The sequence below is a fragment of the Bradyrhizobium algeriense genome (genome assembly GCF_003062295.1).
GTDB classification, from domain to species: Bacteria; Pseudomonadota; Alphaproteobacteria; order Rhizobiales; family Xanthobacteraceae; genus Bradyrhizobium; species Bradyrhizobium algeriense.
This window is the reverse complement of record NZ_PYCN01000006.1, coordinates 150,078-176,952: the sequence shown is the minus strand read 5'-3', so window position 1 is coordinate 176,952 and position 26,875 is coordinate 150,078. Positions and strand designations below refer to the sequence as shown.

Sequence of the window (26,875 nt, the reverse complement as noted above, 5' to 3'; positions counted from 1 at the left end):
TCGGCCGGATCGACGCGGGGAAGGGGTGGGAACCGGGAGATAGGAACGAACGTCTCATTCCGCAATGGTAGAATCTACTTTGCGGAAACGAAGCCTTCGCAATGCATTTGTTCTCGGCCAACCTCGAAACGTCGACGGTCTCCAAACCGCATGTTCTTATGACGTGGGCAACAGCCATTTGCCTTGTGCGGCTTGCACAACAGGCAGCCGGCCCGGGCGAACTTCGGGCGTTTGCGCTTGTGGTTCATGAGGTGATTTACACCCGCTCCACGAAACTATCGACCACCTTCTTCTCGCCGGCCTTTTCGAACGCAATCGTCAGCTTGTTGCCGTCGATCTTCACCACGTTGCCGTAGCCGAATTTCTGGTGGAACACGCGGTCGTCGAGCGAAAATTCCGAAACGGTGCCGGTGGATTTTGCGACCAGCTCGCCTTCGATCACCATCGGGCCGCGCTTGTTGCGCGAAAAGCCGCCGCCTGAGAAGGTATCGCTGCGCGAGCCGGCATCGCTGCGCGAGCCTGAGGTATCGCTGCGCGAACCAGAAAACGGCGACTGGCTTTCCTCGAAACCGCCGCGGGCCTGTCCGCGACCGCCCTGGTTGCGGTTGCGGTTGGCCTGGGCGCGCTGCCAGCCCGGGGTGCTGTAGCTGGAGCCGAAGGATTCGACATTGTCGAAGCGCGACGGGCCGTAGCCGCTGCTGCCGCCCCAGCCGGAGCCGCCCTTGGATTCCGTGATCTCGACATTGGCCGCCGGCAACTCATCGAGGAAGCGCGACGGGATCGTGGTCGACCACGTGCCGTGGATGCGCCGGTTGGTGGCGAAATAGAGTTTGGCGCGGCGGCGCGCGCGGGTCAGGCCGACATGAGCGAGGCGCCGTTCTTCCTCGAGGCCGGCGCGGCCCTGCTCGTCGAGCGTGCGCTGGCTCGGAAACAGGCCTTCTTCCCAGCCGGGCAGGAAGACGTTGTCGAATTCCAGCCCCTTGGCCGAATGCAGTGTCATCAGCGATGCTGCTTCATCCTCGGCGCCGCCGTCGCGGTCCATCACCAGCGAGATGTGTTCGAGGAACCCTTGCAGGTTCTCGAACTCTTCCATCGAGCGCACCAGTTCCTTCAAGTTATCCAGCCGGCCCGCGGCGTCGGCGGAGCGGTCCTTTTGCCACATCTCGGTGTAGCCGCTCTCGTCGAGCACGATTTCGGCCAATTCGGTATGCGAGGTGACCTCGCGCTGGGCGCGCCAGCGGTCGAATTGTGCGACCAGCTCGCGCAGGCTCCCGCGCGCCTTCGGCTTCAGCTCGTCGGTCTCGACCACGGCGCGCGCCGCCTCGAACAGCGGAATGCGGCGCTTGCGGGCGTGGTCGTGCAGCATCTGCACGGTGGCGTCGCCAAGCCCGCGCTTCGGCACGTTGATGATGCGCTCAAAGGCGAGATCGTCGGCCGGCGAGTTGATCGTGCGCAGATAGGCCAGCGCGTCGCGGATTTCGGCGCGCTCATAAAACCGCGGCCCGCCGATCACGCGATAGGGCAGGCCGAGGGTCACGAAACGATCTTCGAACTCGCGCATCTGGAACGAAGCCCGCACCAGGATCGCGACCTCGTTGAGGTTTTCGCCCGCGCGCTGCAGCTCCTCGATCTCCTCGCCGATGGCGCGGGCTTCCTCTTCCGAATCCCAGGAGCCGGTGACGGTGACTTTCTCGCCGTCGACATCCTCGGTGCGCAGCGTCTTGCCGAGCCGGCCCTCATTGTGCGCGATGAGATGTGAGGCGGCGGCGAGGATATGACCGGTGGAACGGTAATTGCGTTCGAGGCGGATGACTTTTGCGCCGGGAAAGTCGTGCTCGAAGCGCAGGATGTTGTCGACCTCCGCGCCGCGCCAGCCATAGATCGACTGATCGTCGTCGCCGACGCAGCAGATGTTTTTGAGAGGAGCGGCGGGCGACGCGGCCGCGCTCGCCGTCATTCCGGGATGCGCTGAAAGCGCAGACCCGGAATCTCGAAGTGAGTCTTCGCCCGCTCGAGATTCCGGGTTCACGCCTTCGGCGTGCCCCGGAATGACAGGAGAATCGATGCGCCCCGGAATGACGGAGGGCTCCGTCGCTCCCGGAATGATCGCCGAGAGCGGCGCCCCCGGCCGAGACGGCGCCTGCGACAACAGCCGCAGCCAGAGATATTGCGCGACGTTGGTGTCCTGGTATTCGTCGACCAGAATAAACTTGAACCGGTTCTGGTACTGCCGCAGCACATCGGGGTTTTCGCGGAACAGCCGGATGTTCTCCAGCAGGAGATCGCCGAAATCGGCGGCGTTGAGAATCTTCAGCCGCTCCTGATAGCTGGCGTAGAGCTTGCCGCCCTTGCCGTTGCCGAACATCGCGGCCTCGCCCGCCGGCACCTGCGAAGGCGTCAGGCCGCGGTTCTTCCAGCCATCGATCAGTCCGGCCAGCATGCGCGCCGGCCAGCGCTTGTCGTCGATGTTCTCGGCCTGCAGCAATTGCTTCAAGAGCCGCACCTGATCGTCGACATCGAGCACGGTGAAATTGGATTTGAGCTGCACCAGTTCGGCGTGGATGCGCAGGATGCGGCCGCCGATCGAATGGAAGGTGCCGAGCCACGGCATGCCTTCCACGGCCTGGCCGAGCATCTGGCCGAGCCGCAGCTTCATCTCGCGCGCGGCCTTGTTGGTGAAGGTCACCGACAGGATTTCATGCGGCCGCGCCCGGCCCTGACTGAGGATGTGGGCAATCCGCGTGGTGAGCACGCGGGTCTTGCCGGTGCCGGCGCCGGCCAGCACCAGAACCGGCCCGTCCAGCGTCACGACCGCGTCGCGCTGTTCGGGATTGAGGCCGTTCAGATATTGCGGACCGGCCGCGGCCCGCGCACGCGCGGCGATGCCGCCAGCCGCAGGCTGGTGCTCGGGGACGCCGTGATGGGGCAGCTTGCTCGGCTCGGTCATGCTCGAATCGCGTTGGCCCCACGATGGCACCGTGAGGCGGTAAAGGGGAGCCTTCATAGCAGGGATTAAGGGCCATATAGGGCCTGTCCGGCCGTTTTGACAGGTTTAATCCTGGTGCTTTTGCAGGCCGGATTTTGAGGCAAGCCTGCGATTTTGTTCCGCTGGAATCGTCAAATTTCGCGATTTTGCGGCCCGGAACCATCATTCCCGACCCGGATTGGTCCAGCAGGCGATGCGCGACGCGTCAGCCGCCGCCATCGCGAGAGCAACAGCTAATCGAGGTCATGTGATGTTGAGCTGGGTCGTTACGTTTCTGGTCATCGCATTGATCGCGGGTGTTCTGGGCTACGGCGGCATCGCCGGCGCTTCCGTCGAAATCGCCAAGGCGATCTTCTTTATTGCCGTGATCCTGTTCCTGATCTCGGCGGTGGTCGGATTGGTGCGCGGACGCAGCGACGTCTAGCGACCGGAATGGGCTATCCTGAAGGCATCGCGACCTTGCGGCCGATGCCTTCGGGCCGCGGCACGGCTGCATGCGAACCCACCACCGCCTGGATGCGGGCGCGGATATCGGGCGGGAAGGGGGCGACCTTTCGCGCCTTCATGTCCATGTGGAGCGTCATGTTCTCCGACGTGGCGGAGAGCCAGCCTTCGTTCGCGTGGCGCAGTTCCTCGAACGTATGCAGCCGCTTCTCATCATGACCTAACAGATAAACCGAAATCTGAACGGGATCGCCGAGGTGAATCTCGCGTATGTAGCGTACATGGCATTCGGCGGTGAAGGTCGAGCTGTGGCGCTCCTTCATGTAGGCCGGCCCGATCCCGAGCTGCAGCCACATCTCGTCAATCGCGCGGTCCATCATCACGTTGTAATAGGCCATGTTGAGATGGCCGTTGTAGTCGATCCATTGCCGTTCGATCTGCATCACCGAGGACAGGAACGGGACCGGCGGTAGCGGCATATCCTTCAAATTGTCCTTGGTAGCGGCAGCGGTCGTCATCCATCCATCCCTTTGTTTTTGCGGGTCTCTTGACCCCCCTTATATCCTTTGCCACGGTCCGCTCAAATCCGGAGGAATTTGGCGTGGCGATGACGGTATCAGGTAATTTGAAGCGGCCGGAGCCGCAGGCGCTGGCGGGCGCGGTCGAGGCGCTGGCGGCGCGATTCGGCAACCGGCTGATTACCTCGCAGGCGGTGCGCGAGCAGCACGCCCATACCACCACGTGGCTTCCGACGCAGCCGCCCGACGCGGTGGTGATGGCGCAGGAAACGTCTGATATCCAGGACGTGGTGCGGATCTGTGCCAAGCACGGCGTTCCCGTAATCGCGTTCGGCACTGGTACGTCGCTGGAGGGCCAGGTCAACGCGCCGGCCGGCGGCGTCTGCATCGATTTGCGCGACATGAACCGGATTCTCGAAGTTCATGCCGAGGATCTGGATTGCGTGATCCAGCCGGGCGTCACCCGCAAGGCGCTGAACGAGCATCTGCGCGACCAGGGATTGTTCTTCCCGATCGATCCCGGCGCCGACGCCTCGCTCGGCGGCATGGCTTCGACGCGGGCCTCAGGGACCAATGCGGTGCGTTACGGCACCATCCGCGACAACGTGCTGGCGCTCAAAGTGGTGCGCGGCGATGGCGAGATCATCACGACCGGCACGCGGGCGAAAAAATCAGCGGCCGGTTACGACCTGACGCATCTGTTCGTCGGCGCCGAGGGTACGCTCGGTATCATCTCCGAACTCACCATCAAGCTGCGCGGCATCCCCGAGACGATCGCAGCCGCCGCCTGTTCGTTCGAAACCGTGCGCGGCGCCTGCCAGGCCACCATCCTGGCGATCCAGACCGGGATTCCGCTCGCGCGGATCGAGCTGCTCAACGCCGAGCAGGTCCGCGCCTGCAATGCCTATTCGAAGCTGACCTTGCCGGAGACGCCGCTGCTGCTGCTGGAATTCCATGGCAGCGAGGTCGAGGTGGCCGAGCAGTCGAGGAATTTCGGCGAGATCGCCAAGGAATGCGGCGGCGGCGATTTCACCTGGACCACCAAGCCGGAGGACCGCACCAAGCTGTGGCAGGCGCGGCATGACGCCTATTGGTCGGTGAAGGCGCTGCGACCCGGCGCGGGCGTGGTGGCGACCGATGTCTGCGTGCCGATCTCGAGGCTTGCCGATTGCGTCACCGAGACCGAGGACGATCTGAAGCGGCTCAATCTGCTGTCGCCGATCGTCGGCCATGTCGGCGACGGCAATTTCCACTGCTCGCTGGTCTGTGACATCGACAATTCGGAGGAAATGGCTCGCGGCGAGGACTTCATGCATCGCCTGGTCGAGCGCGCGCAGGCGATGGGCGGCACCTGCACCGGCGAACACGGCATCGGGCAGGGCAAGCAGAAATACCTCGAGGCCGAGCTCGGCCCCGAGGCGATCGACGCCATGCGCGCGCTGAAGCAGGCGCTCGATCCGCAGAACATTTTCAATCCCGGCAAGATCGTGCCGGCGAACTAGGGCACCCCGGATCAAGTCCGGGGCATGCTTCGCTCAAAAACGCTACAGCCCTGCCCAGCGACAGCCACCTTCGTGTTGAAACCGCTGGTGGTGGGCGAGGGCCTGCAACGACGTTGTTCGCTCAAGGGTTGTACATTGTGGCGGCCGTCGCAGTTTGGTTCCAAACATAGCCTCGTTTCACCACAGCGCCGCCCGACTTAAACATCGTCGCGCCCGAAGTTCCCTCTTCAGCTTGGTTCCGCAACATGTGTTGCGTGTGCGTGCGTGATGAGGTGCGTTGATGCGTTTTCTTTCCTGGGGGATTGTTGCCGCTTGTGGCTTTTTACTGGCAGGTCCGGCGGCGAAGGCTGCCGAAATCCGTATTCCGGACCTGCCTTCGCCTCAATACAACTGGACCGGGTTCTATGCGGGCGTTTACGGCGGCGGCGCGTATGCCGCGTGGGCGGCCGATTACTGCCGGAATGGTGCTTGTCGTCATGCGGAGGGGCAGGCCGGCGGCTTCGCCGTCGGCGTCTATGGCGGCTACAACTATCAATTCGCCAACCGCTTTGTGATCGGCGGCGAACTCGATTGGGGCAAGTCCACGTCGTCGCGGGACGAGCACGTCTTTGGCGACAGCGCGTTGCTGTCGAGCTTCGGCGCATTCGGCTCCGCCCGCCTGCGCGCAGGCTACGCGTTCGACCGCCTGCTGGCGTTTGGTGCGGTCGGTGTCGGCGTGGCCAGCATCGGCAACGGCTACCGCTACACCGTTCAGAAGGGGTGTGACACCATAGAGCAGGTTATCTGGGACGAACAGGTCAAGGCCGGGCTGATCGCGGGCGGCGGCTTCGAGTATGCTTTCACCAAGCATTTCGTCGGGCGCGGAGAATATCTCTACGCTAATTATGGCAGCGTCACACTGTCCAGCCGGGACCGCACCCGCACTGAATTCCGCAACGAGATGCATCTCGTGCGCGTCGGCGCCAGCTACCGGTTCTGATGGTTCGTTCGAATTGGTCCGGCGGCGATTGGCTGCCGGATCATGCTTCTCCACGCGCCTCAGGAGGACCGCGGCGCGGTGATCGCCTTGCGGATCGCCGCGAGCGGCGCGGTGTCGTCGAATTCGAGATCCTCGCCAACCCGCTTCAATCCGAGGTCGCGCCAGAGCGCAGCAAGATCTGGCGTCACCGGCTTCGGCCCCATCTCGTCGTGGAGCCGGGTCAGCACGTCGACGCCGACGGCCTTGTCGGCGGTTGCAAGAATGCGCTCGATCGACCAGTCCTGCTCATGACTGCCGCCGGCGGCGAGCACGCCGCGCATCGCGTCCTGCAGCCCGCGGCGATTATTCGTCGCTTTGCGGATTTCGATATCGGCCAGCAGGCAGAACATCGCGCCGCCCCAGTATCTGCGCCCCCAGGTGGGCGTGTTGTCGAGGCCCTGGTCGCCGGCCTGCGGCAAACCTTTCGGCATGTCGCGCATCATCGCCTGCCAGATTTCCCGCTCGTTAAGATCTCCGGCCTGCACCCGCGCGACCGGCTCGACATAGACGGCCAGTCCTTCCGACAGCCATGCGTAGCGATCGGGCATGTCGGGCAGGGCGGTATGCACCATCTCGTGCACCATCACCCAGTCGCGCTGCAAGACATCCTCGGTGGAATCGCGGCCGAGCGGAATGCGAATGGCGGCGCCGCGATAGCCCCACGTCGTGCCGCCGCGGATGCGCCCGCCGTCGACGGGCACCAATAGCAGTCGCAGCGAGGCGACGGGAAACCGCCCGTAATAGGTCGTGACGGCCCGGGCCGACATCCTGATCCAGCCGAGCAGTTTTTCCCTGGGGAGTGCGATGTCGCCCGGCGCGAACGCGACATGGATGGTGCCGCCAGGCACTTCAAGATCGGTCCTGGGCAGCCGGTCGAACGCATCGTAGGGCATGCGGTCGCCGCGCATGTATTCCGATTGCGCGTCGGCGCGGAACGATAGGGCGCTTGCCAGCATTGCGGCGAGAACAGCGGCGGCAACGGTCCAGCGAAAGGCACCGGCGGATTTCATCGCAGCAGGCTTTGCACTACGGCCGGGCGGTGCTGCTCGGTGCCTTGCGCGATGAAGGCCGCGGCCTGTTCGTGGAGATCGTCAAGCATGGCGGCGAGCAAGGCTTCGCCCTTGGTCGATGTCGCCCGCGTCGGATCGCCATAGCTGCCGGAGCGGCTGTAGTTCGGTGAATTCGGGTCCGACGGTGTCAATGCGCCCGGCGTCCCCTGTTTCAGCTCAGGGCTGGCTTCGGCGCGCGTCATGTCGACCACGTGCGGCGCCAGTGCCAGCATCAGCGACGTTTCCAGTTCGTCGGCATGGCTGCCGTGGCTCTGCTCGGCCAATTGCCTGGCCACGCGGGGATAGCGCGGACCTTCGTGGATCCACAAATGCTTGACCCGCTCGCTGGCGAGGCGCGCCAGGGCGCGGTCGACCGGCGCCAGCGTGCTGATCCCGGTATTGAGCACGAGCAGCTTTGGGCATGCGCTGCCGAGAATCTGCCCCGCCACCTCGCGCACGAGCGCCTCGAAGGTCGAAATCGAAAGGCTGCTGCTGCCGGCATATTCGACGAAGGCGGGGTAATGGCCATAGGTCAGCGTCGGCCAGATCAGCGCGTCGATTTTTTCCGCCATCTGGCCGGCGAGCCATTCGGCCTGAATGCGGTCGGTATTGAGGGGCAAGTGGAAGCCGTGCTGCTTGGCCGCGGCGCCGATCGGCAATATGGCCACCGCGCCATCATTGATGCGCTGCGCGACTTCGTCCCAATGCATGCGCTCGATGAAATGGCGATCGGTGTCTTTTCCCATTCGCCGGGCGCCCCTCTTTATGAACCGACGGAAACATCCGTCAAAAGTCCTGCCGTGATCCAGCCGTGCAGATAGCCCGCGCCGCGGCCCGCCGCGCTGTCGGGATCGTCATAGGTAGCCAGCATTTCGCAGAGCACGCCGAACGGAATGCCGTTCGCGGCCTCGTCCCACATCATCGCTTCCTCCGCCGAAAGTTCGCGGAACATCGGCGTGACGTCCTGGCGCCAGATCAGGAGATGCGCGGGCTGCTCCAGCCCGGTCGCGTCCGGCGGTGCTTCGTCGTTCTTGAGCGCAAGCCAGATCGCAGCCGCATTGGTCGCGACGTCGAGCCGGAATGCAGTGGGATGCGGCTGGAATCGGAGGCCCGACCATGCTTCGGGCGCAAAGCCTGCCATGTCGGTCAACGCGACGACCTTGCCTTCCGCGGCGTCGAAGGCGTCGTTGAGCGCCTTTTCGAGTGCGGCGAGATCGGACAGCTCGGGATGGTCGGAGTAGGGGGCGGTCGATTTGAGGAACGCCGGCAGGCCTTGCGAGAACCAGCGCAGGTTCGGATGCCCGGACGGGCGCGCCTTGACGTAAGCGTGGCCCATCTCATCGAACATCTCGTCGCCGAGATAAAGATGCAGCAGCTCATGGTCGTTGCGCATGGCCTCGACCAGCCGCGAGCCATAGGCATAGCGATAGACGCCGAACAGCACCTCGCGCTTCTCCCGCGGGCTGTCGAGGATTTCAGCCAGCACCTTTTTGTCGCCATCAAGGATGCCGCGCTGAAACTCGGCCTGCTGTCGCGCGAAGTCGCTCATCCCGTCTGCTTGCCTGCCGGCAGAATTTTTTCGGCCATCTCGCGGGTCCTGGCAATCTCGATGAGCAGTTCGTCGAGCGGCGGAATGTTGTCGTCGCGCTCGATCATGGTCGAGACCCGGCCAAAGCGTTTCAGGGCCGCGGCATAGAGCTCCCAGACATCCTCGCACACCGGGTGGTCGTGGGTGTCGATGATATGGGTGCCCATGTGGCTGTGGCCGGCCATGTGAAACTGCACCACGCGATCCGCCGGAATTCCATTGAGGAAGGTCATGGGATCGTAGCCGTGGTTGAAGGCGCTGACATAGACGTTGTTGACGTCGAACAACAGCCAGCATCCGGCGCGTCGCGACAACTCGGACAGGAATTCCCATTCCGTCATTTCGGAATTGTTGAACTGAACGTAGGTCGAGACATTCTCCAGCACGATGGCGCGGCCGAGGAAGTCCTGCACCAGCTGGACGCGGCTGACGACGTGATCGAGCGCTTCCTTCGTGTAAGGAATCGGCAAGAGATCATGCAGGTTCTTGCCGTGGACGCCGGTCCAGCACAGATGGTCCGATACCCATTTCGGCTCGATGCGCTTGGCGAGATCCTTCAAGGCTTGCAGATATTCGAAATTCGGCGGCGCGGTGGAGGCGATCGACATCGACACGCCGTGCATCACCACGGGATAGCGTTCGCAAATGCGATCGAGCGTGCGCAGCGGTTGGCCGCCGGGCAGCATGTAATTTTCGCTGATGACCTCGAACCAGTCGATCGGCGGATTGCCGCCCAGGATTTCGTCGTAATGCTGGTGGCGCAGGCCGAGCCCGAAGCCGAGGAAGGGCGGCTTGGCCGATGTCGCCGGACGGTCTGCAAGCGCAGCCGCCGAAGTGTCTGGCAATCTGCTCGCGACGTTCATCTCGTCTCCGCTCGAACGGCACCGCCATACAATGCGTGTCCCAAACTGTGCCGTCAACCTAGCATGGATGCGAGGCCCGGCCTACACCGGGCCTCGATCGGGCCGTCACTAGGACGGCATGAACTTGCCCTTGGCGGCGTCGCACTTTTCCTTGGTCATGGCCGAGAAGCCCTGACCCTTGCAGGCGTTCTGGCCCTTGCAGGCATTTGCCCCGCCCTTGCATGCGCTCTGACCCTTGCAGGCATTGGCGCCGACGCACTTGCCTTCGCCGGCCGCGTAGGTCGGGCTCGACATGGTGGCGCCCGCCAGGAACAGGGTGGCTGCGGCGGCGGCAATGGCGGTGCCGGACTTGGATGTCATCTTCATGGGTATCCTCCAAAGGAAGTGAGAGGGTGCATCGCCCGCAAGCCGCGACAGTTCCAGCCGACAAACGGCACCCTGAGATAGCTACGCGGCGGGTCTGGCTTTGGTTACGCGCGGGGCCGAATTTATTTCAGCCGCCGGGTCGAAACAACGAGGGCCCGGCAGTGCCGGGCCCTCCCTCGCACTGGTCCGCCGATCAACCCTTGACGAACTTGGCACCCTTGGCGGCGCACTCCTTTTCGGAGGCCATCGAGAAGCCGGTGCCCTTGCAGGCGTTCTGGCCCTTGCAGGCATTGGCCCCGCCCTTGCAAGCGCTCTGGCCCTTGCAGGCGTTACCGGCCATGCACTTGCCCGCGGCGGCGTTCGCTGATGTCGACACTGTCGACACCACCGAGCCGGCGAGGAACAGGGTGGCGGCGGCAGCGGCAAGCGTCGCACCGGACTTGGAATTCAACTTCATGACGATCTCCTCGATGATTGTTTGAAGACAATACGCCGTGCGCACCCGTGGATCTCTCGATCACGGACCCCACAACGCAAGCGATGTGACGGATGGCAATCGGGTCGCGGAGGCCTGCCGTAAACGGCGGGTCTCCGTGACCTTGGTGCTCATCCAGAGCCAGCTACGGGGCATCGGGCGATTTGGTTACAGAGTTTCAAAAGAAAATTTTCTTTTTTTCATTTGGACATCCCGCCCATGTCCAACCCCGGCGGTTCCAAAGTATTTCGTTGCGTATGACAGAGACCTTCGCAGCCGTGCGCCGTGCGGAAAGCGCAGCGCTTCAACGGATTAGCCGGGATGCGGCGGTCGGTTGCATTGCACAACGAGATTCAATCAAGCTATCCACGCACAGGTTTTAGTCTGGCCATCTGCGCAACCGTGGCCCGCAACTCCTCGGCATTGAAGGATGGAAACGAACAGATGCGGTTGCTGCAGGCGAACGCCGCGGGTTCGCCGAGGTCGGGATATTCGACGTCGGGGTTGGGCAGCTTGCCCTCGCGCAGATCGAGCCACTCCAGCCGCTTGTAGCGGGCCGGCAGCGCACGGGCCAGCGCGTGCAGGGTTTTCGCGCGGGCGTCGTCCTTGTGTCCGACGATTGTCATGTGGGTGGGCTCGACCGCGAGTTCTTCGTCGGCGAGCAGGACGCCGGGTACGGGGCGCATCATTCCGGCCGAGGCGCTGGCGAGATAGCGCATCGCGTGCGCAGCCTGCTCGCGATAGGTCTCGCTGCCGAAGTAGCGGTTGAGCAGGTTCGTGAACCTTGCGACCTGCACCTGGTCGTCGATCAGCTTGGCGGGTTTTGCGAGCACGCCGGTCTTGCCTTCCGCGGTCTTCGAGGTCACGAAGCCGCCGGCCTCATCGCGGAAGGTCGCGACGAAATCGCCGGCCTTGGCGGCGGCGGTGAGCCAGTCGCGGTTTCCCGTGGCGGCATAGAGATCGAGGAAGGCTTGGCCCATCGCAAGCGTATCGCCCAGAAATGGTCCGCCGCGATCCTTCTCGCCATGACGGAAACCGCCATCCGGCAGCGCGCGGTTGTCGATCACCCATTTCGCAGCGCGTTCCGCGACCGCCAGCACCTTGGGATCATTGGTAACGTTGTAGTACGCGGCAAGTGCTGAAATGGCCCAGCCATTTTCGCGCGCGTATAAATTCTTGTCGATGCGCGGCATGCCCAGTTTGCGGCGCTCGCCGTCCGGCAGCGCGTAATATTTGTGCCCATCGGTATCGTGATCGAGATCGGCATCCTGGCTGACATAGAACGCACCGTCGGGGCTCGTCAGAAACGCCGCGAGATAGCGTTCGATGTTGCGTGCGGCGGCCAGATATTTCGGATCCTTCCACAGCGCATAGGCCTGGCTGTACTGCCGGAGATATTGCGCCTGGAACGACATGATCTTTTCGAAATGCGCGCGGGTCCAGGAGCCGCCTTCGGAATACTGGTACACGCCGCCCCACACCGGATCGATCAGCGCAGTAGCGGCATCCAGGGTCTGCCGGACGCGCTTGATTGCCACGGCGTCGCCGGCCTCGGCACGGGTGATCGCAAGATCCATGCTGTCGCCGTCGATAAATTTCTGGTCCTCGCCCCAGCCGCCGAGGTTTTCCTCGTAGGATTCGTCGACATTCTTCGTCAACGCGGCGCGCTGCGCCTTGTCGAGGAAGGCCGAGGTCGACGGCTTCACCTCAAAGGCTTCGCCGACCGACGGTCCGGGTGAGGGATCGTCGATGATCGCCTTGAGAAGCGCCTGCATCCGCTCCGGCTCGATATAGCCCCTGATCTTGGCTATCTCGGTGCCGTCGGGGCCGAACACGATGGTCGCCGGCCAGCCCCAGTCGCCATAGCGGCTCGACAGATCCGGGTTGGCATCCTGATCGACGCGCACCGGCAGATATTTTGCGGCGAGCAATTCCCTGACCTCGGGATTGGCGTAGGTCGTCTTCTCCATGACGTGGCACCAGTGGCACCACACCGCCTCGAGATCGAGGATGACGAAGCGCTGTTCGGCCTGCGCGCGGGTGAACAGGTCGTCGCTCCATTCACTCCATTTCGGCCCATCCGAAGCGAACGACGGAGACACGGCAAAGGCGGCGAGGGCGAAGGCGGCAAGGCGGACGAGTTTCATGGCGGCTCCCGGAAACGCTGGCGTTTCGCCAGCTACGCTGCAGGCGAAATCCGGGCTCAGCTTTTCGGGCGTTGTCACAGCATTGTGAGATCAGGTCGATTTCTCGCTGTGGCCGGCCGTATTCACCAGCAGCCGGTCGAGGGACGCAGCGCCGGGACCGGCGATGGCGAGCCACATGAAGCCGGCGAAGTAGACTGCCTCCTCGAAGCCGAGCAGCGTCTCCAGCGAATCGACGTCGCCCCATTTCGCCGCCTTGATGGCAACGACCATGACCACCGCCAGCATCGCGGCCGGAATTCGCGTGAACAGGCCGAGGATCAGCATGGCGCCGCCGAACAATTCGACGCCGGCTACGAAGGGGGTGAGGATGTTCGGGAATGGAATGCCCCAGCCGACAAAATTCTCCGTCACCTGCTCAAGATGGGTGAGCTTGCCCCAGCCGGACAGCATGAAGGTGTAGCCGACGATGAGCCGCATGATCAGGGGCCCGGCCCAGGAAAAATACGATGCGATTTGCGCGGGCAGCAGGATGAGCAGATTGACGATGAAATACATGCGAACCCCCCTTTAATTATTGGCGATGCCGCAACCTGCGGCTTCTTTCACTCCAGTGCGCGCAAAAAGCCACGGGCCGCGATTGCGGCGATCTGGTCCTGACAGGAATTTCGTAATGGCCCGGCCGCTTGTTACGTGGCCTAACCGAAATTTTGCAGTGCGGGGAAAGTCTCCAGCAGCCAGATGCTGATGCTGGTGACGGAACCGGTCAGGAAGCCGATGCCGGTGATCACCATCAGGATGCCCATGGCATGCTCGACCTTGCCGAGGTGCCGCTTCATCCGCGCGAACAGCGAGGAGAACTGCTCGACCATGAAGGCTGCCAGCAGGAACGGAATTCCGAGCCCGGCGGAATAGACCGCGAGCAGGCCGGCGCCCTTGGTGACGGTGGCCTCAGCGGCTGCGATCGACAGGATCGCCGCCAGAATGGGGCCGATGCAGGGCGTCCAGCCGAAGGCGAAGGCGAGGCCCATGGCATAGGCGCCCCACAGGCCGACCGGTTTCGGCATCGTCATCCGGCCCTCGCGCATCAACAGCCCGATCCGCGTCAGGCCGAGGAAATGCAGGCCCATGATGATGATCACGATGCCGGCCAGGATCGAGAGTTCTGCCGACCAGGCGCGGATCAGGCCGCCGATCAGGGAAGCGCTGGCGCCGAGCGCCACGAAGACGGTGGAAAAGCCCAGCACGAACATCAGCGCCGAAGCCATCACCGCCCGCCTGGAGGTCTTCGTGGTCTCCTCATTGGCGACATGCTCGATGGTCGCGCCGGTGAGATAGATCAGATAGGGCGGCACCAGCGGCAGCACGCAGGGGGACAGGAAGCTGACGAGACCGGCAATCAGGGCCGCCGGGATGGAAACATCGTGCATTGCGTGACCTTCGAGAATTGCCACAAGGCATAGCGCCGTACTGGCTTGTACGGAACAGACAATCGATAAGTTTCGTCGCCATTACGGCTCAAGTTCGGTCACAGAGGCGTGTCCGGGCTGCCGAAATGGCCTCGCGGCTGAAACAGACGCTGGTATGGTCCCGTAAGGCCCATAAGCGCCCCCGCGAACAGGACCCCTGCATGCGCCTTGGCATCCGCACCGCCATTTCCGCCCTTGTGCTGACGTCCATCGTCGTCAGCGCCGTCGGCGTGCATCTGTTGTGGTGGCGCACCGCCCATCAGGTCAGCCAGACGCTGGCCAACACCATCAACGACCAGATCGTTTCGGCAGTGGGTGACGAACTGCAATCGGTCACGACGGAGGCGCGCTCGTCCATGATGGCGGTGCGAACGCTACTCGCCGAAAAAGTGTTTGATCCGCGCGATGCCCGAAAACGCGAAGTCGTTTTCCGGTCGCAATTGCTGTCGCAGCCGACCATCTCCTCGGTGGCGTTCGGATGGCCGGATGGATCGTTCTTTGCCGGCCACAAGGCCGGCGACGGTGTGATCGAAATGCTGGAGATCGCGCCCGACCGCAACATGCGCATCAATCGCTACGAATTCGTCGGCAACGATCTTCGGCTCAAGGCCAGCTGGTTCGAAGAAACCGACTATTCCGTGGCAGAGCAAGAATGGTTTCGGGTCGCCAAAGAGACCAACGATGAATACTGGTCGACGCTGACGACGCATCCGCGGGGCGAACGGCTGGCAGCCGCCTTTTCGGCCCCTCTCGACATCGATAAGAAGCCGGCCGGCGTCATCGCCATCATCATCGAACTGACGCGGGTGTCGAATTTCCTGTCGCAGCTCACGGTCGGAAAATCCGCCGGCGCCTTCATCCTCGAGCGGAACGGCAAGGTGGTGGCCTCACCCGATCCGAACGCCAACGAGGCAGTGGCGCTGAAGACCGATCATCCGCTGTTTCCCATCGCGGTCGAGGCGATCCAGAATGCCAGTGCTTACGAACCGGGTGAAGGGCAGCCGTTCAACACCAAGGTGGTTCGCGACGGCAAGGCCTATCAGGCGGTGCTGACGCCGATTTCGTTTCCGGGCTGGTCGCTGGTGACGGTGGTGCCGGAATCCGAATTTCTCGGACCGGTGCAGATGACGATCCGGAATTTGCTGATCGGGCTGGCGGTGTTGATCGTTTTCGCGGGGCTCTTGTCGGCATGGCTCGCCCAGCGCCTGATCGCCGCGCCGCTGATCAAGGTGGTCAACGAGATCAGGCATGTCGAGCGCTTTGACCTCGACAAGGTGCAGCGGCATCCGTCGCGGCTGACCGAGATCGGGAATCTTTCAGGCGCCATCGGCGACATGGCGCAGGGGCTTGCCGCGTTCCGGAAATACATTCCGGCCGACCTGGTGAAGCGGCTGATCAGCGACGGTAATGGTGCGCGCCTCGGTGGTGCGATACGGCCGATGAGCGTGATGTTCATCGATCTCGCCGGCTTTACCGGCATGTCGGAGCGTCTCGGCGACCGCATCATTCCACTGCTGTCGCGCTATTTCGACAGCGTCTCGGTGCAGATTCAAAACCAGAACGGCACCATCGACAAATTCATCGGCGATGCTGTGATGGCGTTCTGGGGCGCGCCGGCGCCCAATCCCGATCATGCCGTCGATTGCTGCCGGGCGGCGCTGGCATGCCGGCGTGCGGTGGAGGAGGCCGGCCTCGTCGACGACCACGGTGAGCCGGTCAAGATTCGCATCGGCATCAATTCCGGCGACATGCTGGTCGGCAATATCGGATCGGAAGTAAGGCTGAATTACACCGTGATCGGCGACGCCGTGAATATTGCGAGCCGGCTGGAGAGCACCAACAAGGCGTACGGCTCCACGATCATCATCGGCCCGGAAACGCGCCGGCTGGCGGGGAAAAGCATCGTCGTTCGCGAACTCGACCGGCTGGCGGTCTATGGCCGCGCCGGCGGACTGCAGATCTATGAATTATTGGGCATGGCCGGCGAGTTCGGCGGCGCCCCCGACTGGGTGGCCTCGTATGAATCCGGCCTCGCCGCCTTCCGCGCGCGTGATTTCAAGGCCGCAATCGCTGCGTTCGAGAACGTGCTGGAAATCCGTAACGATGCTGCGTCATCTGCGATGATCGAACGCTGCCGGCAGCAGCTCGAAAATCCCGCCGGTGAAGATTGGGACGGTACGACGGTCGCCCGATCCAAGTAGCCCGACACGGCCGCCGCAGCCTTGCGCGAGGCGGCGGCTTTGCCATAGATGTGCCGGCCGTGACGCCACATGTCATGGCGATCGACAGGGAAGCCGCCAGCGTTGAAAATCCTGCTGACCCACACGCCCCAGTCTCGCGCCCAGTATTATGGCGAGCGCAGCCTCGAGGGGCTGCAAGCCATCGCGCAGGTCAAGCTGCATCAATCAAGCGACGCGCTCGACGCCGCCGGGCTGATCGAGGCCGCACGCGAGGTCGATATCATCGTGGCCGACCGGCTCACCGCGGGACCGGGCGAGATCTTTCCGGCGCTACCAAACTTGCGCGCCTTCGTTCGCTGCGCGGTCGATATCCGCAACATCGATGTCGAAGCCGCTTCAGCCGCTGGCGTTCTGGTGACGCAGGCCGGGCCGGGCTTCGTGCAATCGGTCGCCGAACTCGCGGTCGGCTTCATGGTCGATCTGTCGCGCGGTGTTTCGCGCGCGACCGCCGACTACCATTCGGAGCGCAAGCCCGAGATCATCATGGGCCGGCAACTGGCCGGCAGCCGCCTCGGCATCATCGGCTACGGCAGCATCGGCCGTTACCTGGCTGATATCGCGAAGGTGCTGAGGATGGAGGTGCTGGTCGCTGATCCCTTTGCAACCGTGAGCGATGCCACGATCCGGCATGTGCCGCTCGACGATCTGCTGGCGCGCGCTGACTATGTCGTCTGTCTCGCGGTTGCCAACGAGCAAACCGAAAACCTGGTCGGGCAGGCGGCGCTGGCGCGCATGCAGAGGCATGCCTTCTTCATCAACCTGTCGCGCGGCAATCTCGTCGACGAGGCCGCGTTGTCGGCGGCGCTCCGCGAAAACCTCATCGCCGGCGCCGCGATGGATGTCGGCCGCGCGCTGGACCAGATGCCGTCGCCGGAATTGGCAAAACTGCCGAACGTCATCGCGACACCGCATATCGGCGGACTGACGCCGCCGGCGATCGAGAGCCAGTCGCTGGAGACGGTGCGGCAGGTCGAGCAGATTGTCAGGGGCGAGGTTCCTCCGGGTGCTGTGAACGCCAACAGCTGGACGCGGCGGCCCTGACACTACGGGGGCTCCAAATTGCCGCCACCGCGTTTCTCGATTTCTACATAGTCGCCCGGAGACGGAACGTCGGTCGCCTGCGGGAATTGAGCCGGCGGCTTGGCAATATGCCGCGCCAGCTGGGGTGCCGCTGTACTGGTACCTGTAAGCCGAAACACGGCGCCGCTCCTGTTGCCTCCCGCACGTATGCCGCCGAGAGCGTAGGACTCGTCGCAGGGCAAGAGGTAATCAGGACCGTAGCGACGGGTAAGCGGGCCGGGGCGAGCCGGGCCAGCCGACGAATAACGCGACTTGCGCCGATTCGAGATAATGAAGCCGCCAGCAACGTGCACGCCGTCATCTTTGGCGGTAGCAATCCCGTTGAGGGTGCCGTGGCGATCGATTAGCGATCCGGTCCTGTTGAACTCCCCATTTGTGTACGTGCATTTGTCCTCGGCCGACCGGGCTCGCTCCCAGTTTCCGTCGACAAAATACGAACGTTTGGCGCCCGTCCGCATATTCATATTGGGATCGGTGCGTGCGACATAGGCATGAAGCTCGACACCTTCGGGGATCTTGGCAACCTGGATCGTCCAGTCGCCATGTTCTGCCACGACCTCGTCGGTGGCGATGGTAGGTTCGACGTGAAGCCGCCACATCGTGTCTTCAGTGGTCCACGGAATCGGGACGTCCACTCCAGCGGGTGGTGTAGGGGGCAAAGGGGTGGGAAGGGGAAGCGGAGGTGCGGTCGGCTTGTACTGGACGCCGCTAGGCGAAATCAAAGTGACTTCGACAGGGGCGGCATAAGCCGTTTTCATCCACACTTCCGCGAAGCACAGACTGGTGTTGTCGGGAGGAAGACGCCAAGTCCATTCGACATGGTCAGGCTGACCACTGGTCCTGCAGAAAGTAACGTGATCCTGAAGCAGATAGGAATTGCCTGCAGCGATCACGATATCGAGCTCGAGCTTTCCTTCGCCGTCGTATTTTTCGACGAACGTCGTCAGCAACGTTTCCAATTCGGCCAAACCGTTGTGCGGTCCTGTCGTCGGCCCGTAACTGAGGTTTATCACGACGCGACCGGGCTTCGTCGAATCCACATGCGACAGGATGTACAGGATGGCATCATGAACATACGCCTTCAGCCACACGCCTGTCGCATCGCGAAGGCAATGCGTTGGGAACTGGACGAACACAACGTCCGTCTCGTCTTGGCTAGCCGCGTCGGCGCCCACGCTCCAACTCGGCGGATCGCGCCGGTCGCCTGGAAAGGGACCGATTCGTGACGAGGTCGGGATGCGCCCCGCGAACAGGTCCATGACATGCGCACCATGCGACGCGTGGTGCGCAAGGCAGGGAAACCCGGCATCGGCATAGCAGCCGTCTTCGTCGACGCTGCCTTGCGGCGTCACATGCAACTCGATCCATTCGTTAAGTCCCATTTGCCGCGGGGACGCGGCGCCGGGCGCGTCGGAAGCACGCCGAAATTCGAGTCCGTATTTGAGATCACCCAGCGTTTTGCCAAACACGCAAGGCTGGCCGTCCTTGTCATTCACATTGATCGGCTGTCTGCCAAAATTCTGATCCCATATGCCGCGCACTCGCGTCCTTCTGCCGACTCCCGACGTACTCTTGAGGAAATGTGCGGCGGCGAACGGGCAGCCATCGTCGATCACGCCCAGCAAGAGCGGCCCCACCGGATCGTCGCCATTTTCGCGACGATCCATCTCCCTCTCCACAACACCCGGTTCAAACTTCGGCTTCAAGGGTAGAGACAGTTCGACCCTTGAGACGAAGCGGTCCCAGACATCCAAGGCTTCGCCAGCCACAGCCGACTTAGTGGCAAACATCGTAGCATACCGGGTGCCGTTTGGCGGGCTCAAGTCGACGGCGCCCCCATGGGCCTTTGCCACGTCATCTACGAATCTTCTGTGCTGATCTTTTTCAGCGGTCTTAAATTCCACCAGAAAGAACAGCGCGGACTGCAAGTCGAAAAATTCGAAATTCCTGAAGTCCGTCGAGATCGCGTACCGGAGATACGGACCGAAGCATTTCGGGTAGCTGCGGGGTTCGGGCATCGTATGCTCTCCGCTTCGGGTTGCGAGATGATACTTCGCCTATGGGAATCTACCCGCCCACTCGTATCGCGCTTTTTCCCAGACGTGCTCCATCAATTCGGACTCCTCTACGTTCCCTGTTCCTCCCGAAAGTTCGGAGTAGAATTTTCCGGTGCTGAGATGCTGGTCGGCGTTGAACGGATTGAAGTCCGTGCGAGGGGCGGCGTCGATCTCTGCAGCGAGGAACTTGCGCTCCATGAATTTCTGGCCACCTGCGCAACGTCCGACGAAGTAGTCAGCCAAAGCAACGCCCAGCATGCGGCCTGCCATGCTATCGACCGGGAAATGGACCCCGGCAACGACACGGTTGGTTGCAATGCGTGCAGCCTGGCGGTCGAGCTGGTCGATTACCGGGGCGTGTGCGGGCTTGGTCGGATCGAGATCCAGCAGCGCTTTCAACATATGTGCGACCGCATGGACCTGGGTGGCGTGTCCGCTCGGAAAGCTTCCGTGCCCGGGAGTCGTGATCATTGGTTGCACCTGGGCGTTGTATTCGACGGGCCGCCAGCATGCGAGCGCATGCTTGAAGCGCATTTCTACATACACGCAGAACTGCAAGAGCATGTTGATGAGTTCGAATGTGCGTTTAGTCCGGTCGGGGTGCATGTAGATGATCGACGACCAGAAGGCGTATTGGGGGTCGATCTGGGCCATGATCTCGGTGGCGCGTTCGCTGCGCAGTTCGGCCCAACTAAGCACCATGGGAATCTGTGCCTCGAACGTCGGCTTATGCGGACGTTGGATTTCCGCAATCAAGTATGTGCCCGATAGAACCTGGAATCCGTTGCCCGCCGCGCGAAAGTTGATCCCCTGCAGCATCTCGCCGATCGCCGTGTAGGCGCGAACCCACGGCTCCCAGCGTTCCATTTGTTCCTCATTATCGATGCCCGGCAAATTCGGCGCGTAGAAGTAGTACCGCGGGGGAGGACCCGGATCTTCAGGAACAACGATCGTCCCTTCGCGACCGAGAATGAGTGCATCCACCATGATCGGATTGGCATAGACGTCGCCCAATGTGCCGAGCATTGCTCCGCCGGCTCCGCCAGCCCCTCCCGCGCCGCCAGCGCCACCGGCGCCTCCCGCTCCACCGGCGCCACCCGCGCCGCCCGCACCACCTGCTCCGCCCGCACCGCCCAGTTGAGCCATTCCTGCCTCCTCTGTGTGTAAGTCAGCTTTCCGCCAGTAAGCGCCTCGTTGCAATTTCCCCGGTCACGCTCGTTCCGAATGTGTACTGCTTCACACGGGCGAGATATTTTTCTCCAGGATCAGTGCCGGTTCGAGTTGCCGTTTCCCGATGGCAACCCCGCCATGGCCAGACAGCACGCCCATTGCCGGCCGGTTTCGAGCGCCGCATTCGGCATGCGCGCAAGATATCGCTCCACCGTCAATTGCGGCTCGAGCTGTCGCAGCCTGGCGAGCGCCTCGCGCGCCTCATCCATTCGATCCTGCGCCACGAGCGAGATCGTCAGGGCCCGCCATGTGGAAGAATGCATGCGGTGGTGCACAAGCGATGAGCGCGCAAGCCTTTCAGCATTCTCGTATTGATGCGCGGAAAGCTCTGCCGCCGCGCCAAGGCACTCGAAGTAGTAGCGTTGCGGATCGAGCGGAGAGAGCTCTATCGCACGGCGTGTCGCGTCCACAGCCGCTTTCCCTTCCCCCATGAACGCGTTAACGGTGCCGAGATAGAGCCAGCCGAGGGCGTGGCTGGGGTTGGCATTCACAGCCTCGTTGCAGCGCTTGCGCGCGGTCTCCAGATCCTTCAACAAGTGACAGTAGACAAAGCCCTCGGTCGCCAGCGCAAGCGCGTCCGACGGATCCCGGTCGAGGGCGGCGTGGGTTGCGCTTAAGGCCTCGACCGCCTCGCGCTTGCGGTCCTCAGACCAGCCGCGTGTCACCTGCAGAATGTACCAGTTGCCGAGCCACGCGCGCGGCGCCGCGATCCGGCTATGCCGGTTAATCAGTTCGTCAAGAATTCTCCGCGTCTGGAGAAACTCCTCCTTGCTGGAGCGGTGCATCAACTTGATGCTGCCAAGCAGCAGCGAGTAGCTCTCGAGGGTCGGCAGCGGCTGGGTCAGAATATGCTCGACCTCAGCGTCGAGGACGGACAAATGCACTGCCTGGGCGATGCGATCCGCCAGTTCGCTTTCCGGCCTCAGCAGATCGCCGATTTCGCCGTTCAGTCGGTCGGTCCAGACCACTTGGTTGTTGCGCGCTTCGGAGAGTTCGGCACTCACCATGATCTTGCCGGCATCCGCAACATACGCGCCGCTGAGGACATAGGTGGCGCCGAGATGTGCCGACACCTCTCCGACATCGCTCGCGCGGCCGCGGAAAACGGCGGTCGACAGACGTGAAATCACCTTCAGGTCCGCTGCCTTCGACAGTCGCCAGATCACGCTGTCGGCAATCAGGTTGCCGACATCGAAAAGCGCTGGGCTGTCGTTCCTCGCAGAGAAGGGGATCACGGCAATGGTCGGCTGCATGGCCGTTCCATAGTCGCGCCGCCGAGTAAGGCTTGGAAGCGGACTAGGCGGGCCAACGCGATAGGCCCGAACCGGCTTGTCAAAATGTTTGAGAATGCATTCTCCAAGGTCTTCGCACGACGCGTCAACACCATGCGTAAGCTCGTCGCGTGCTGTGGCGCTGCCGATGGTCTCGCCGGGCTTCGCAAGACTTGCCAGGGCGGCCGCCAGTTGCTCATGTGCTGAGGCGCTGGCAATCGTCTCGCCCGGGCCGGCCAGCGTTGCCAGCCGCGCCGCCAGGTTTACGCCGGTCCCGTAGATATCGATCCCGTCGCTCCATGCCATCGCGGCGTTGATTCCGGCGCGCAGGTCGAAATGCTGGTCTTCGGGCATGCCGACGTTCTGCGCGGCAAGTGTCCGATGCATCGCGGCGGCGGCATCAGCGGCGTCAGGCACCGTCTCGAAACGCGCCAGAAGGCCATCACCGAGACTCTTCACCAGGACGCCACGATAGCGCGGCAGTATCTCAGTAGTGACGATGCCGACAAAGTCTGCCCATCGGCGAATGGTGAAAGCTTCGTGCTCTCGCATGAGCCGCACCGATTCCACGAGATCGACCAGCAGCACGACGGTCTCTTGACGCACGAGTGCAACGCCTGCACCCGGTACAGCAAATCGCCCGGTCCGGGCGGCTTGTTCTTCGCCTTTGTCCACCGCCTCATCGTTCATGTTGAACCAATTTCGCGATCCGGGCGCTGCATCTTAGATGGTATGGAACCACACGCAAGAGCTGCGCGAAAAGCACTCGGAATCAAGAGCTGCCAACCATGAGTACCCCTCGACAAGCGAAACGATCGTGGTGCGTCACAATTCTAAAGCGATTAAGTGATGAAACACCGGATAAGGTTGTGCATCGAAGCCACATCCGGGTACGGTCCCTGAGAAATTCGTGTCATCTTGAGTCGCGGATGCGAAGGTGATGGCCGATCAGACTATTGCCAAGAACATCCTCATTGCCGAGACATCGAAGAAAATCCATACGAAAAGCCCCCCGATGCATCTTCCCTTCTTCTACGGCTGGCTGATCGTCGTCGTGACGTTCGTCACCATGGCGATCGGCGTCAATGCGCGGACGGCGTTCTCGCTGTTCTTTCCGCCGATCATTTCCGAGTTCGGATGGGAGCGCGGCGTCACCGCGGGCGCTTTCTCGTTCGGCTTCGTGGTATCGGGTGCCGTCAGTCCGCTGATCGGGCGCATGATGGATCGCTTCGGTCCGCGCGCGGTGATGGAGCTCGGCGTCGCGCTGATGGGCGGCGGGTTGTTGCTCGCGCCGCTGACGACGCAGCCATGGCATCTCTATCTCACGATCGGCGTGCTGGTCGGCGCGGGCAGCGTCTGCCTCGGCTATTCCGGCCAATCGCTGTTTCTGCCGAACTGGTTCATCCGCCGCCGTGGGCTCGCCATGGGGCTCGCCTTTGCCGGCGTCGGCATCGGCTCGGTGACCTTGCTGCCATGGGTGCAGCATTTGATCGAGCAGACCGGCTGGCGCACCGCCTGTACAGCGATGGGCATTCTGGTGCTCGCCGTGCTCGCGCCGATCAATTTCTTGCTGCGCAAGCGCCCCGAGGATATCGGCTTGCTGCCGGATGGCGATGCGGCGCCGTCGGCGACATCGGCCGCGCCTCGCTCGAACGTCGTCGATCCCGTGTGGGCCGGCACTGACTGGACGCTTGGCCGCGCGCTGCGCACCGCGCGGTTCTGGTGGATTGCGATTGGTTACTTCTGTGGCCTGTACATCTGGTACGCCGTGCAGGTTCACCAGACCAAATTTCTGCTCGATGTCGGCTTCAGCGCAAACGTCGCGGTGTGGGCGCTCGGCGTCGTCAGCCTGCTCGGCATTCCCGGCCAGATCTGGCTCGGGCATCTTTCCGACCGGATCGGGCGCGAATGGATCTGGGCGATCAGCTGCGCCGGCTTTGCTATCTGTTTCGCCGCGCTGATCGCCTTGAAATTCGCGCCGGTATTGCCGCTGGTCTATCTCATGATCTTCACGCAAGGCGCGCTCGGCTATGGCCTGACGTCGATCATGGGCGCGGTGGTGCTGGAAATCTTTCAGGGCAAGCAATATGGCAGCATCTTCGGCACCATTATGCTGGCGGCGCTGGCCGGCGGCGCCGCGGGTCCGTGGGCGACCGGGGTGCTGTACGATCTTTCGGGCAGCTACACGTCAGCCTTTGCGATCGGCATTGCCGTCAGCATCCTGTCGGCGGTTGCGATCTGGCGGGCGTCGCCGCGCAAGGTGAGGGCGGTCGCGGGACAAATGCACAAGGCGCACATCGGAAGCGACACGGGCTAGCTGCCGTTATTGCAAGGCTCGCGATCGCCGCTCATCGGGCGCGCTTCAATGTCGAACGTCTTTCGCAGCACTTCCGCACCGTCTCTGATCACGAGGCGGATATTTTCGTCTCAGGTCGATGAAATTCCCATCGTCCTCTGCAGGTCGCCGATGGCGCGAAAAAAGCTGTCGGGCGGCGTGGTCTCGGGATCGATCAGGCGGTGCAGACGAAAACCGTCCTCCAGCGCCAGCACCAGCGCGCCGGCCCATGTCGGGTTGAGAATGGTCGTCCTGCCGCTGTTCCTGGCCGTGGTCTCGATGATGTCGGTGACCAGCTTTCGCCGGGCGCGCAGCCGCTTGGCGAGTTCAGGCCGGCGCTTTTCGGCGCGCGCCACGAACAGGATCATTTCCATGTGCAAGAGGGGAGAGCGGCCGAGCGGATCCTGCTGGCTGCGGTTCATGGTCTTCAGCGCATCGATGAAATCCGCAAGGTTCCTGTGCTTCTCAAGCAGGTCGCGGATGCGCCCGATGGATTGCTCGACGTGATTCTCGAGCATGGCGATGATCAGTTCGTCCTTGCTCTTGAAGTTCGAATAGAACGCCCCGCGCGTGAAGCCGGCCGCCGCCGCGATCGCCTCGATGCTGGCGCCGCCGATTCCCTGTTCCTCGAACACGCGCGCCGCCGCTTCGAACAGCTTTTCGCGGGTGTCGTCCCTGGTGGGTCTCGTTCGCACTCTTGACATCTGCCCAGTTTAGGCGAGAATGCAACTCAATACAATAATGTATCGAATTTCGATCGCTCGGCCCGGGGGAAACGCGCTGTACTGCGCATAGCAACCAGTTGAGGTCACCATGAACGAGCACGCTCAGACTGCCAGCAGCGCGCCGCTGTTCAATCCGCTGTCCCCCGATTTCATTCGCGATCCCTATCCGCATTACGAGCGGATGCGCACCACCGATCCGGTGCACCTGACGCCGCTCGGGGTGTATGTCTGCAGCCGCCACGCCGAGGCCAGCCTTGTGGTGCGCGACAAGCGGTTCGGCAAGGACTACGTCGAGCGCACGATCCGCCGCTACGGCCCCAAGATCATGGACGAGCCGGTGTTCCGCAGCATGAGCCACTGGATGCTGCAGCAGGATCCGCCGGACCATACCCGCCTGCGCGGGCTGGTGGTGAAGGCCTTCACCGCGCGCCGGGTCGAGGACATGCGCCCGCGCATCCAGCAGATCGTCGATGAGACGCTCGACCGCATCATCCCGCAGGGCAAGATGGACCTGATCGAGGATTTTGCGTTCCGCCTGCCGGTCACCATCATCTGCGACATGCTCGGAATCCCCGAAGAGCATCGCGAAGTGTTTTATACCGGTTCGCGCGATGGCGGACGCCTGCTCGATCCGGTGCCGCTGACGCCGGACGAAATCAAGCAGGGCAACGCCGGCAATGCGATGGCGGCGATGTATTTCCAGCAGATGTTCGAGCTGCGGCGGAAGACCCCCGGTGACGACCTGATCACGCAATTGGTGCAGGCGGAGGAGGACGGCAGCAAGCTCTCCAACGAGGAACTGACCGCCAATATCATTCTGTTGTTCGGCGCGGGCCACGAGACGACCGTCAACCTGATCGGCAACGGATTGCTGGCGCTGTATCGCAATCCCGACCAGCTTGCGCTGCTCAAGGCCAGGCCCGAGCTCATCACCAACGCCATCGAGGAATTCCTGCGCTACGATTCCTCGGTGCAACTGACCGGCCGGGTGGCGCTGGAAGACATCGACGATCTCGGGGGAAAACGTATCCCGAAGGGCGAGAGCGTGCTGTGCCTGCTGGGCTCGGCCAACCACGACCCGGCGGTCTATCCCGACCACCCGGAACGCCTCGATATCGCCCGGCCCAATGTAAGGCCGCTGTCCTTTGGCGGCGGCATCCATTTCTGCCTCGGCGCCCAGTTGGCGCGGATCGAGGCCGAGGTCGCGATTTCGACCCTGCTTCGGCGGATCCCGGACCTGCGGCTGGATGACGCCGTCAATCCGGAATGGCGGCCGACCTTCGTGCTGCGCGGCCTGAAACGCCTGCCGGCGAGCTGGTAACGCCCTGGCGCGGCGGTTTTGAGCCCCCGGCGTCGGATCTGTTTCAATTCACAGCCGAAAGAGCTCCGGCCGGAGCCCGGCCGGGCGCCTGTCAGTATGCCGCTGTGACATCGCCGCACTTGCCTCTATATTCCGGGCTGCTCCGGGGCCGGGTTCGGCGTAGCGCGGCCTGCGCGCCGGGGCGGTTCAAGGGG

At 62.9% G+C, this 26,875-nt stretch carries 22 protein-coding genes; 7 read left to right on the top strand and 15 right to left on the bottom strand.

Features of this window, described 5'->3' with window-relative positions:
* Window positions 1-256 precede the first annotated feature (256 nt).
* Window positions 257-2,947 carry an ATP-dependent helicase gene (locus C7G61_RS15255; RefSeq protein WP_190241833.1) on the bottom strand — a complete coding sequence of 897 codons (2,691 nt, stop codon included), beginning with the start codon at window positions 2,945-2,947 and terminating at the stop codon, window positions 257-259.
* A gap of 289 nt (window positions 2,948-3,236) precedes the next feature.
* On the opposite strand from C7G61_RS15255, the gene C7G61_RS15250 reads away from it, so the two are divergent.
* Entirely contained in the window at window positions 3,237-3,410 is a 174-nt protein-coding gene (locus tag C7G61_RS15250) for a DUF1328 domain-containing protein (protein ID WP_108515450.1), read from the top strand.
* 13 nt (window positions 3,411-3,423) lie between these two features.
* Here C7G61_RS15250 and C7G61_RS15245 read toward each other — a convergent pair whose 3' ends face one another.
* A complete protein-coding gene (locus C7G61_RS15245; protein WP_108515447.1) occupies window positions 3,424-3,948 on the bottom strand; it encodes a thioesterase family protein in 525 nt (174 codons plus the stop codon).
* Between the two features lie 89 nt (window positions 3,949-4,037).
* On the opposite strand from C7G61_RS15245, the gene C7G61_RS15240 reads away from it, so the two are divergent.
* Both C7G61_RS15240 and C7G61_RS15235 read left to right on the top strand, forming a co-directional pair.
* Entirely contained in the window at window positions 4,038-5,450 is a 1,413-nt protein-coding gene (locus tag C7G61_RS15240; RefSeq protein WP_420836762.1) for an FAD-binding oxidoreductase, read from the top strand.
* Between the two features lie 280 nt (window positions 5,451-5,730).
* Window positions 5,731-6,429, top strand: coding sequence for an outer membrane protein (locus C7G61_RS15235; protein WP_108515443.1), 699 nt, complete (start codon window positions 5,731-5,733; stop codon window positions 6,427-6,429).
* Window positions 6,430-6,488: 59 nt separating this feature from the next.
* On the opposite strand, the gene C7G61_RS15230 is transcribed toward C7G61_RS15235, so the two are convergent.
* The 9 genes from C7G61_RS15230 to C7G61_RS15190 form a co-directional block, all read right to left on the bottom strand.
* A complete protein-coding gene (locus tag C7G61_RS15230) occupies window positions 6,489-7,478 on the bottom strand; it encodes a hypothetical protein (RefSeq protein ID WP_244608309.1) in 990 nt (329 codons plus the stop codon).
* Window positions 7,475-8,263, bottom strand: coding sequence for a creatininase family protein (locus C7G61_RS15225; protein WP_108515441.1), 789 nt, complete (start codon window positions 8,261-8,263; stop codon window positions 7,475-7,477). The genes C7G61_RS15230 and C7G61_RS15225 overlap by 4 nt, the downstream gene beginning before the upstream one ends.
* A 17-nt stretch (window positions 8,264-8,280) precedes the next feature.
* The gene (locus C7G61_RS15220; protein WP_108515438.1) at window positions 8,281-9,066 is read right to left on the bottom strand and encodes an HvfC/BufC N-terminal domain-containing protein; all 786 of its coding nucleotides are present in this window, start codon (window positions 9,064-9,066) and stop codon (window positions 8,281-8,283) included.
* On the bottom strand, window positions 9,063-9,968 hold the full coding sequence (bufB, locus tag C7G61_RS15215; RefSeq protein WP_108515436.1) for an MNIO family bufferin maturase: 906 nt from the start codon (window positions 9,966-9,968) through the stop codon (window positions 9,063-9,065). The genes C7G61_RS15220 and bufB overlap by 4 nt, the downstream gene beginning before the upstream one ends.
* Before the next feature lie 108 nt (window positions 9,969-10,076).
* Window positions 10,077-10,334, bottom strand: a complete 258-nt coding sequence (bufA2, locus tag C7G61_RS15210; protein ID WP_244608308.1) for a BufA2 family periplasmic bufferin-type metallophore — start codon at window positions 10,332-10,334, stop codon at window positions 10,077-10,079.
* A 193-nt stretch (window positions 10,335-10,527) separates the two neighbouring features.
* Entirely contained in the window at window positions 10,528-10,791 is a 264-nt protein-coding gene (gene bufA2, locus C7G61_RS15205; RefSeq protein ID WP_190241832.1) for a BufA2 family periplasmic bufferin-type metallophore, read from the bottom strand.
* A 380-nt stretch (window positions 10,792-11,171) separates the two neighbouring features.
* A complete protein-coding gene (locus C7G61_RS15200; RefSeq protein ID WP_108515434.1) occupies window positions 11,172-12,956 on the bottom strand; it encodes a thioredoxin domain-containing protein in 1,785 nt (594 codons plus the stop codon).
* A 90-nt stretch (window positions 12,957-13,046) separates the two neighbouring features.
* Window positions 13,047-13,511 carry a DoxX family protein gene (locus C7G61_RS15195; RefSeq protein WP_108515432.1) on the bottom strand — a complete coding sequence of 155 codons (465 nt, stop codon included), beginning with the start codon at window positions 13,509-13,511 and terminating at the stop codon, window positions 13,047-13,049.
* Window positions 13,512-13,651: 140 nt separating this feature from the next.
* Window positions 13,652-14,383 carry a cytochrome c biogenesis CcdA family protein gene (locus tag C7G61_RS15190; RefSeq protein WP_108515430.1) on the bottom strand — a complete coding sequence of 244 codons (732 nt, stop codon included), beginning with the start codon at window positions 14,381-14,383 and terminating at the stop codon, window positions 13,652-13,654.
* A 200-nt stretch (window positions 14,384-14,583) separates the two neighbouring features.
* On the opposite strand from C7G61_RS15190, the gene C7G61_RS15185 reads away from it, so the two are divergent.
* Entirely contained in the window at window positions 14,584-16,623 is a 2,040-nt protein-coding gene (locus C7G61_RS15185; RefSeq protein WP_108515428.1) for an adenylate/guanylate cyclase domain-containing protein, read from the top strand.
* Between the two features lie 102 nt (window positions 16,624-16,725).
* Entirely contained in the window at window positions 16,726-17,703 is a 978-nt protein-coding gene (locus tag C7G61_RS15180; protein ID WP_108515425.1) for a hydroxyacid dehydrogenase, read from the top strand.
* A gap of 2 nt (window positions 17,704-17,705) precedes the next feature.
* On the opposite strand, the gene C7G61_RS15175 is transcribed toward C7G61_RS15180, so the two are convergent.
* From C7G61_RS15175 to C7G61_RS15165, 3 genes are all read right to left on the bottom strand, one after another.
* Window positions 17,706-19,760, bottom strand: coding sequence for a S8/S53 family peptidase (locus tag C7G61_RS15175; RefSeq protein WP_108515423.1), 2,055 nt, complete (start codon window positions 19,758-19,760; stop codon window positions 17,706-17,708).
* 39 nt (window positions 19,761-19,799) lie between these two features.
* On the bottom strand, window positions 19,800-20,945 hold the full coding sequence (locus C7G61_RS15170) for a phosphatase PAP2 family protein (protein ID WP_108515421.1): 1,146 nt from the start codon (window positions 20,943-20,945) through the stop codon (window positions 19,800-19,802).
* A 119-nt stretch (window positions 20,946-21,064) separates the two neighbouring features.
* Window positions 21,065-22,990 (bottom strand): adenylate/guanylate cyclase domain-containing protein, encoded by a 1,926-nt coding sequence (locus tag C7G61_RS15165; RefSeq protein WP_108515419.1) that lies wholly within the window; start codon window positions 22,988-22,990, stop codon window positions 21,065-21,067.
* A gap of 325 nt (window positions 22,991-23,315) precedes the next feature.
* Between C7G61_RS15165 and C7G61_RS15160 the strand changes: the two genes are divergently transcribed.
* Entirely contained in the window at window positions 23,316-24,617 is a 1,302-nt protein-coding gene (locus C7G61_RS15160) for an MFS transporter (RefSeq protein WP_108515711.1), read from the top strand.
* A gap of 110 nt (window positions 24,618-24,727) precedes the next feature.
* Here C7G61_RS15160 and C7G61_RS15155 read toward each other — a convergent pair whose 3' ends face one another.
* Complete coding sequence (locus C7G61_RS15155; protein ID WP_108515417.1) at window positions 24,728-25,339, bottom strand: TetR/AcrR family transcriptional regulator; 612 nt, start codon at window positions 25,337-25,339, stop codon at window positions 24,728-24,730.
* Window positions 25,340-25,448: 109 nt separating this feature from the next.
* Between C7G61_RS15155 and C7G61_RS15150 the strand changes: the two genes are divergently transcribed.
* On the top strand, window positions 25,449-26,681 hold the full coding sequence (locus C7G61_RS15150) for a cytochrome P450 (RefSeq protein WP_108515415.1): 1,233 nt from the start codon (window positions 25,449-25,451) through the stop codon (window positions 26,679-26,681).
* Window positions 26,682-26,875: the final 194 nt, after the last annotated feature.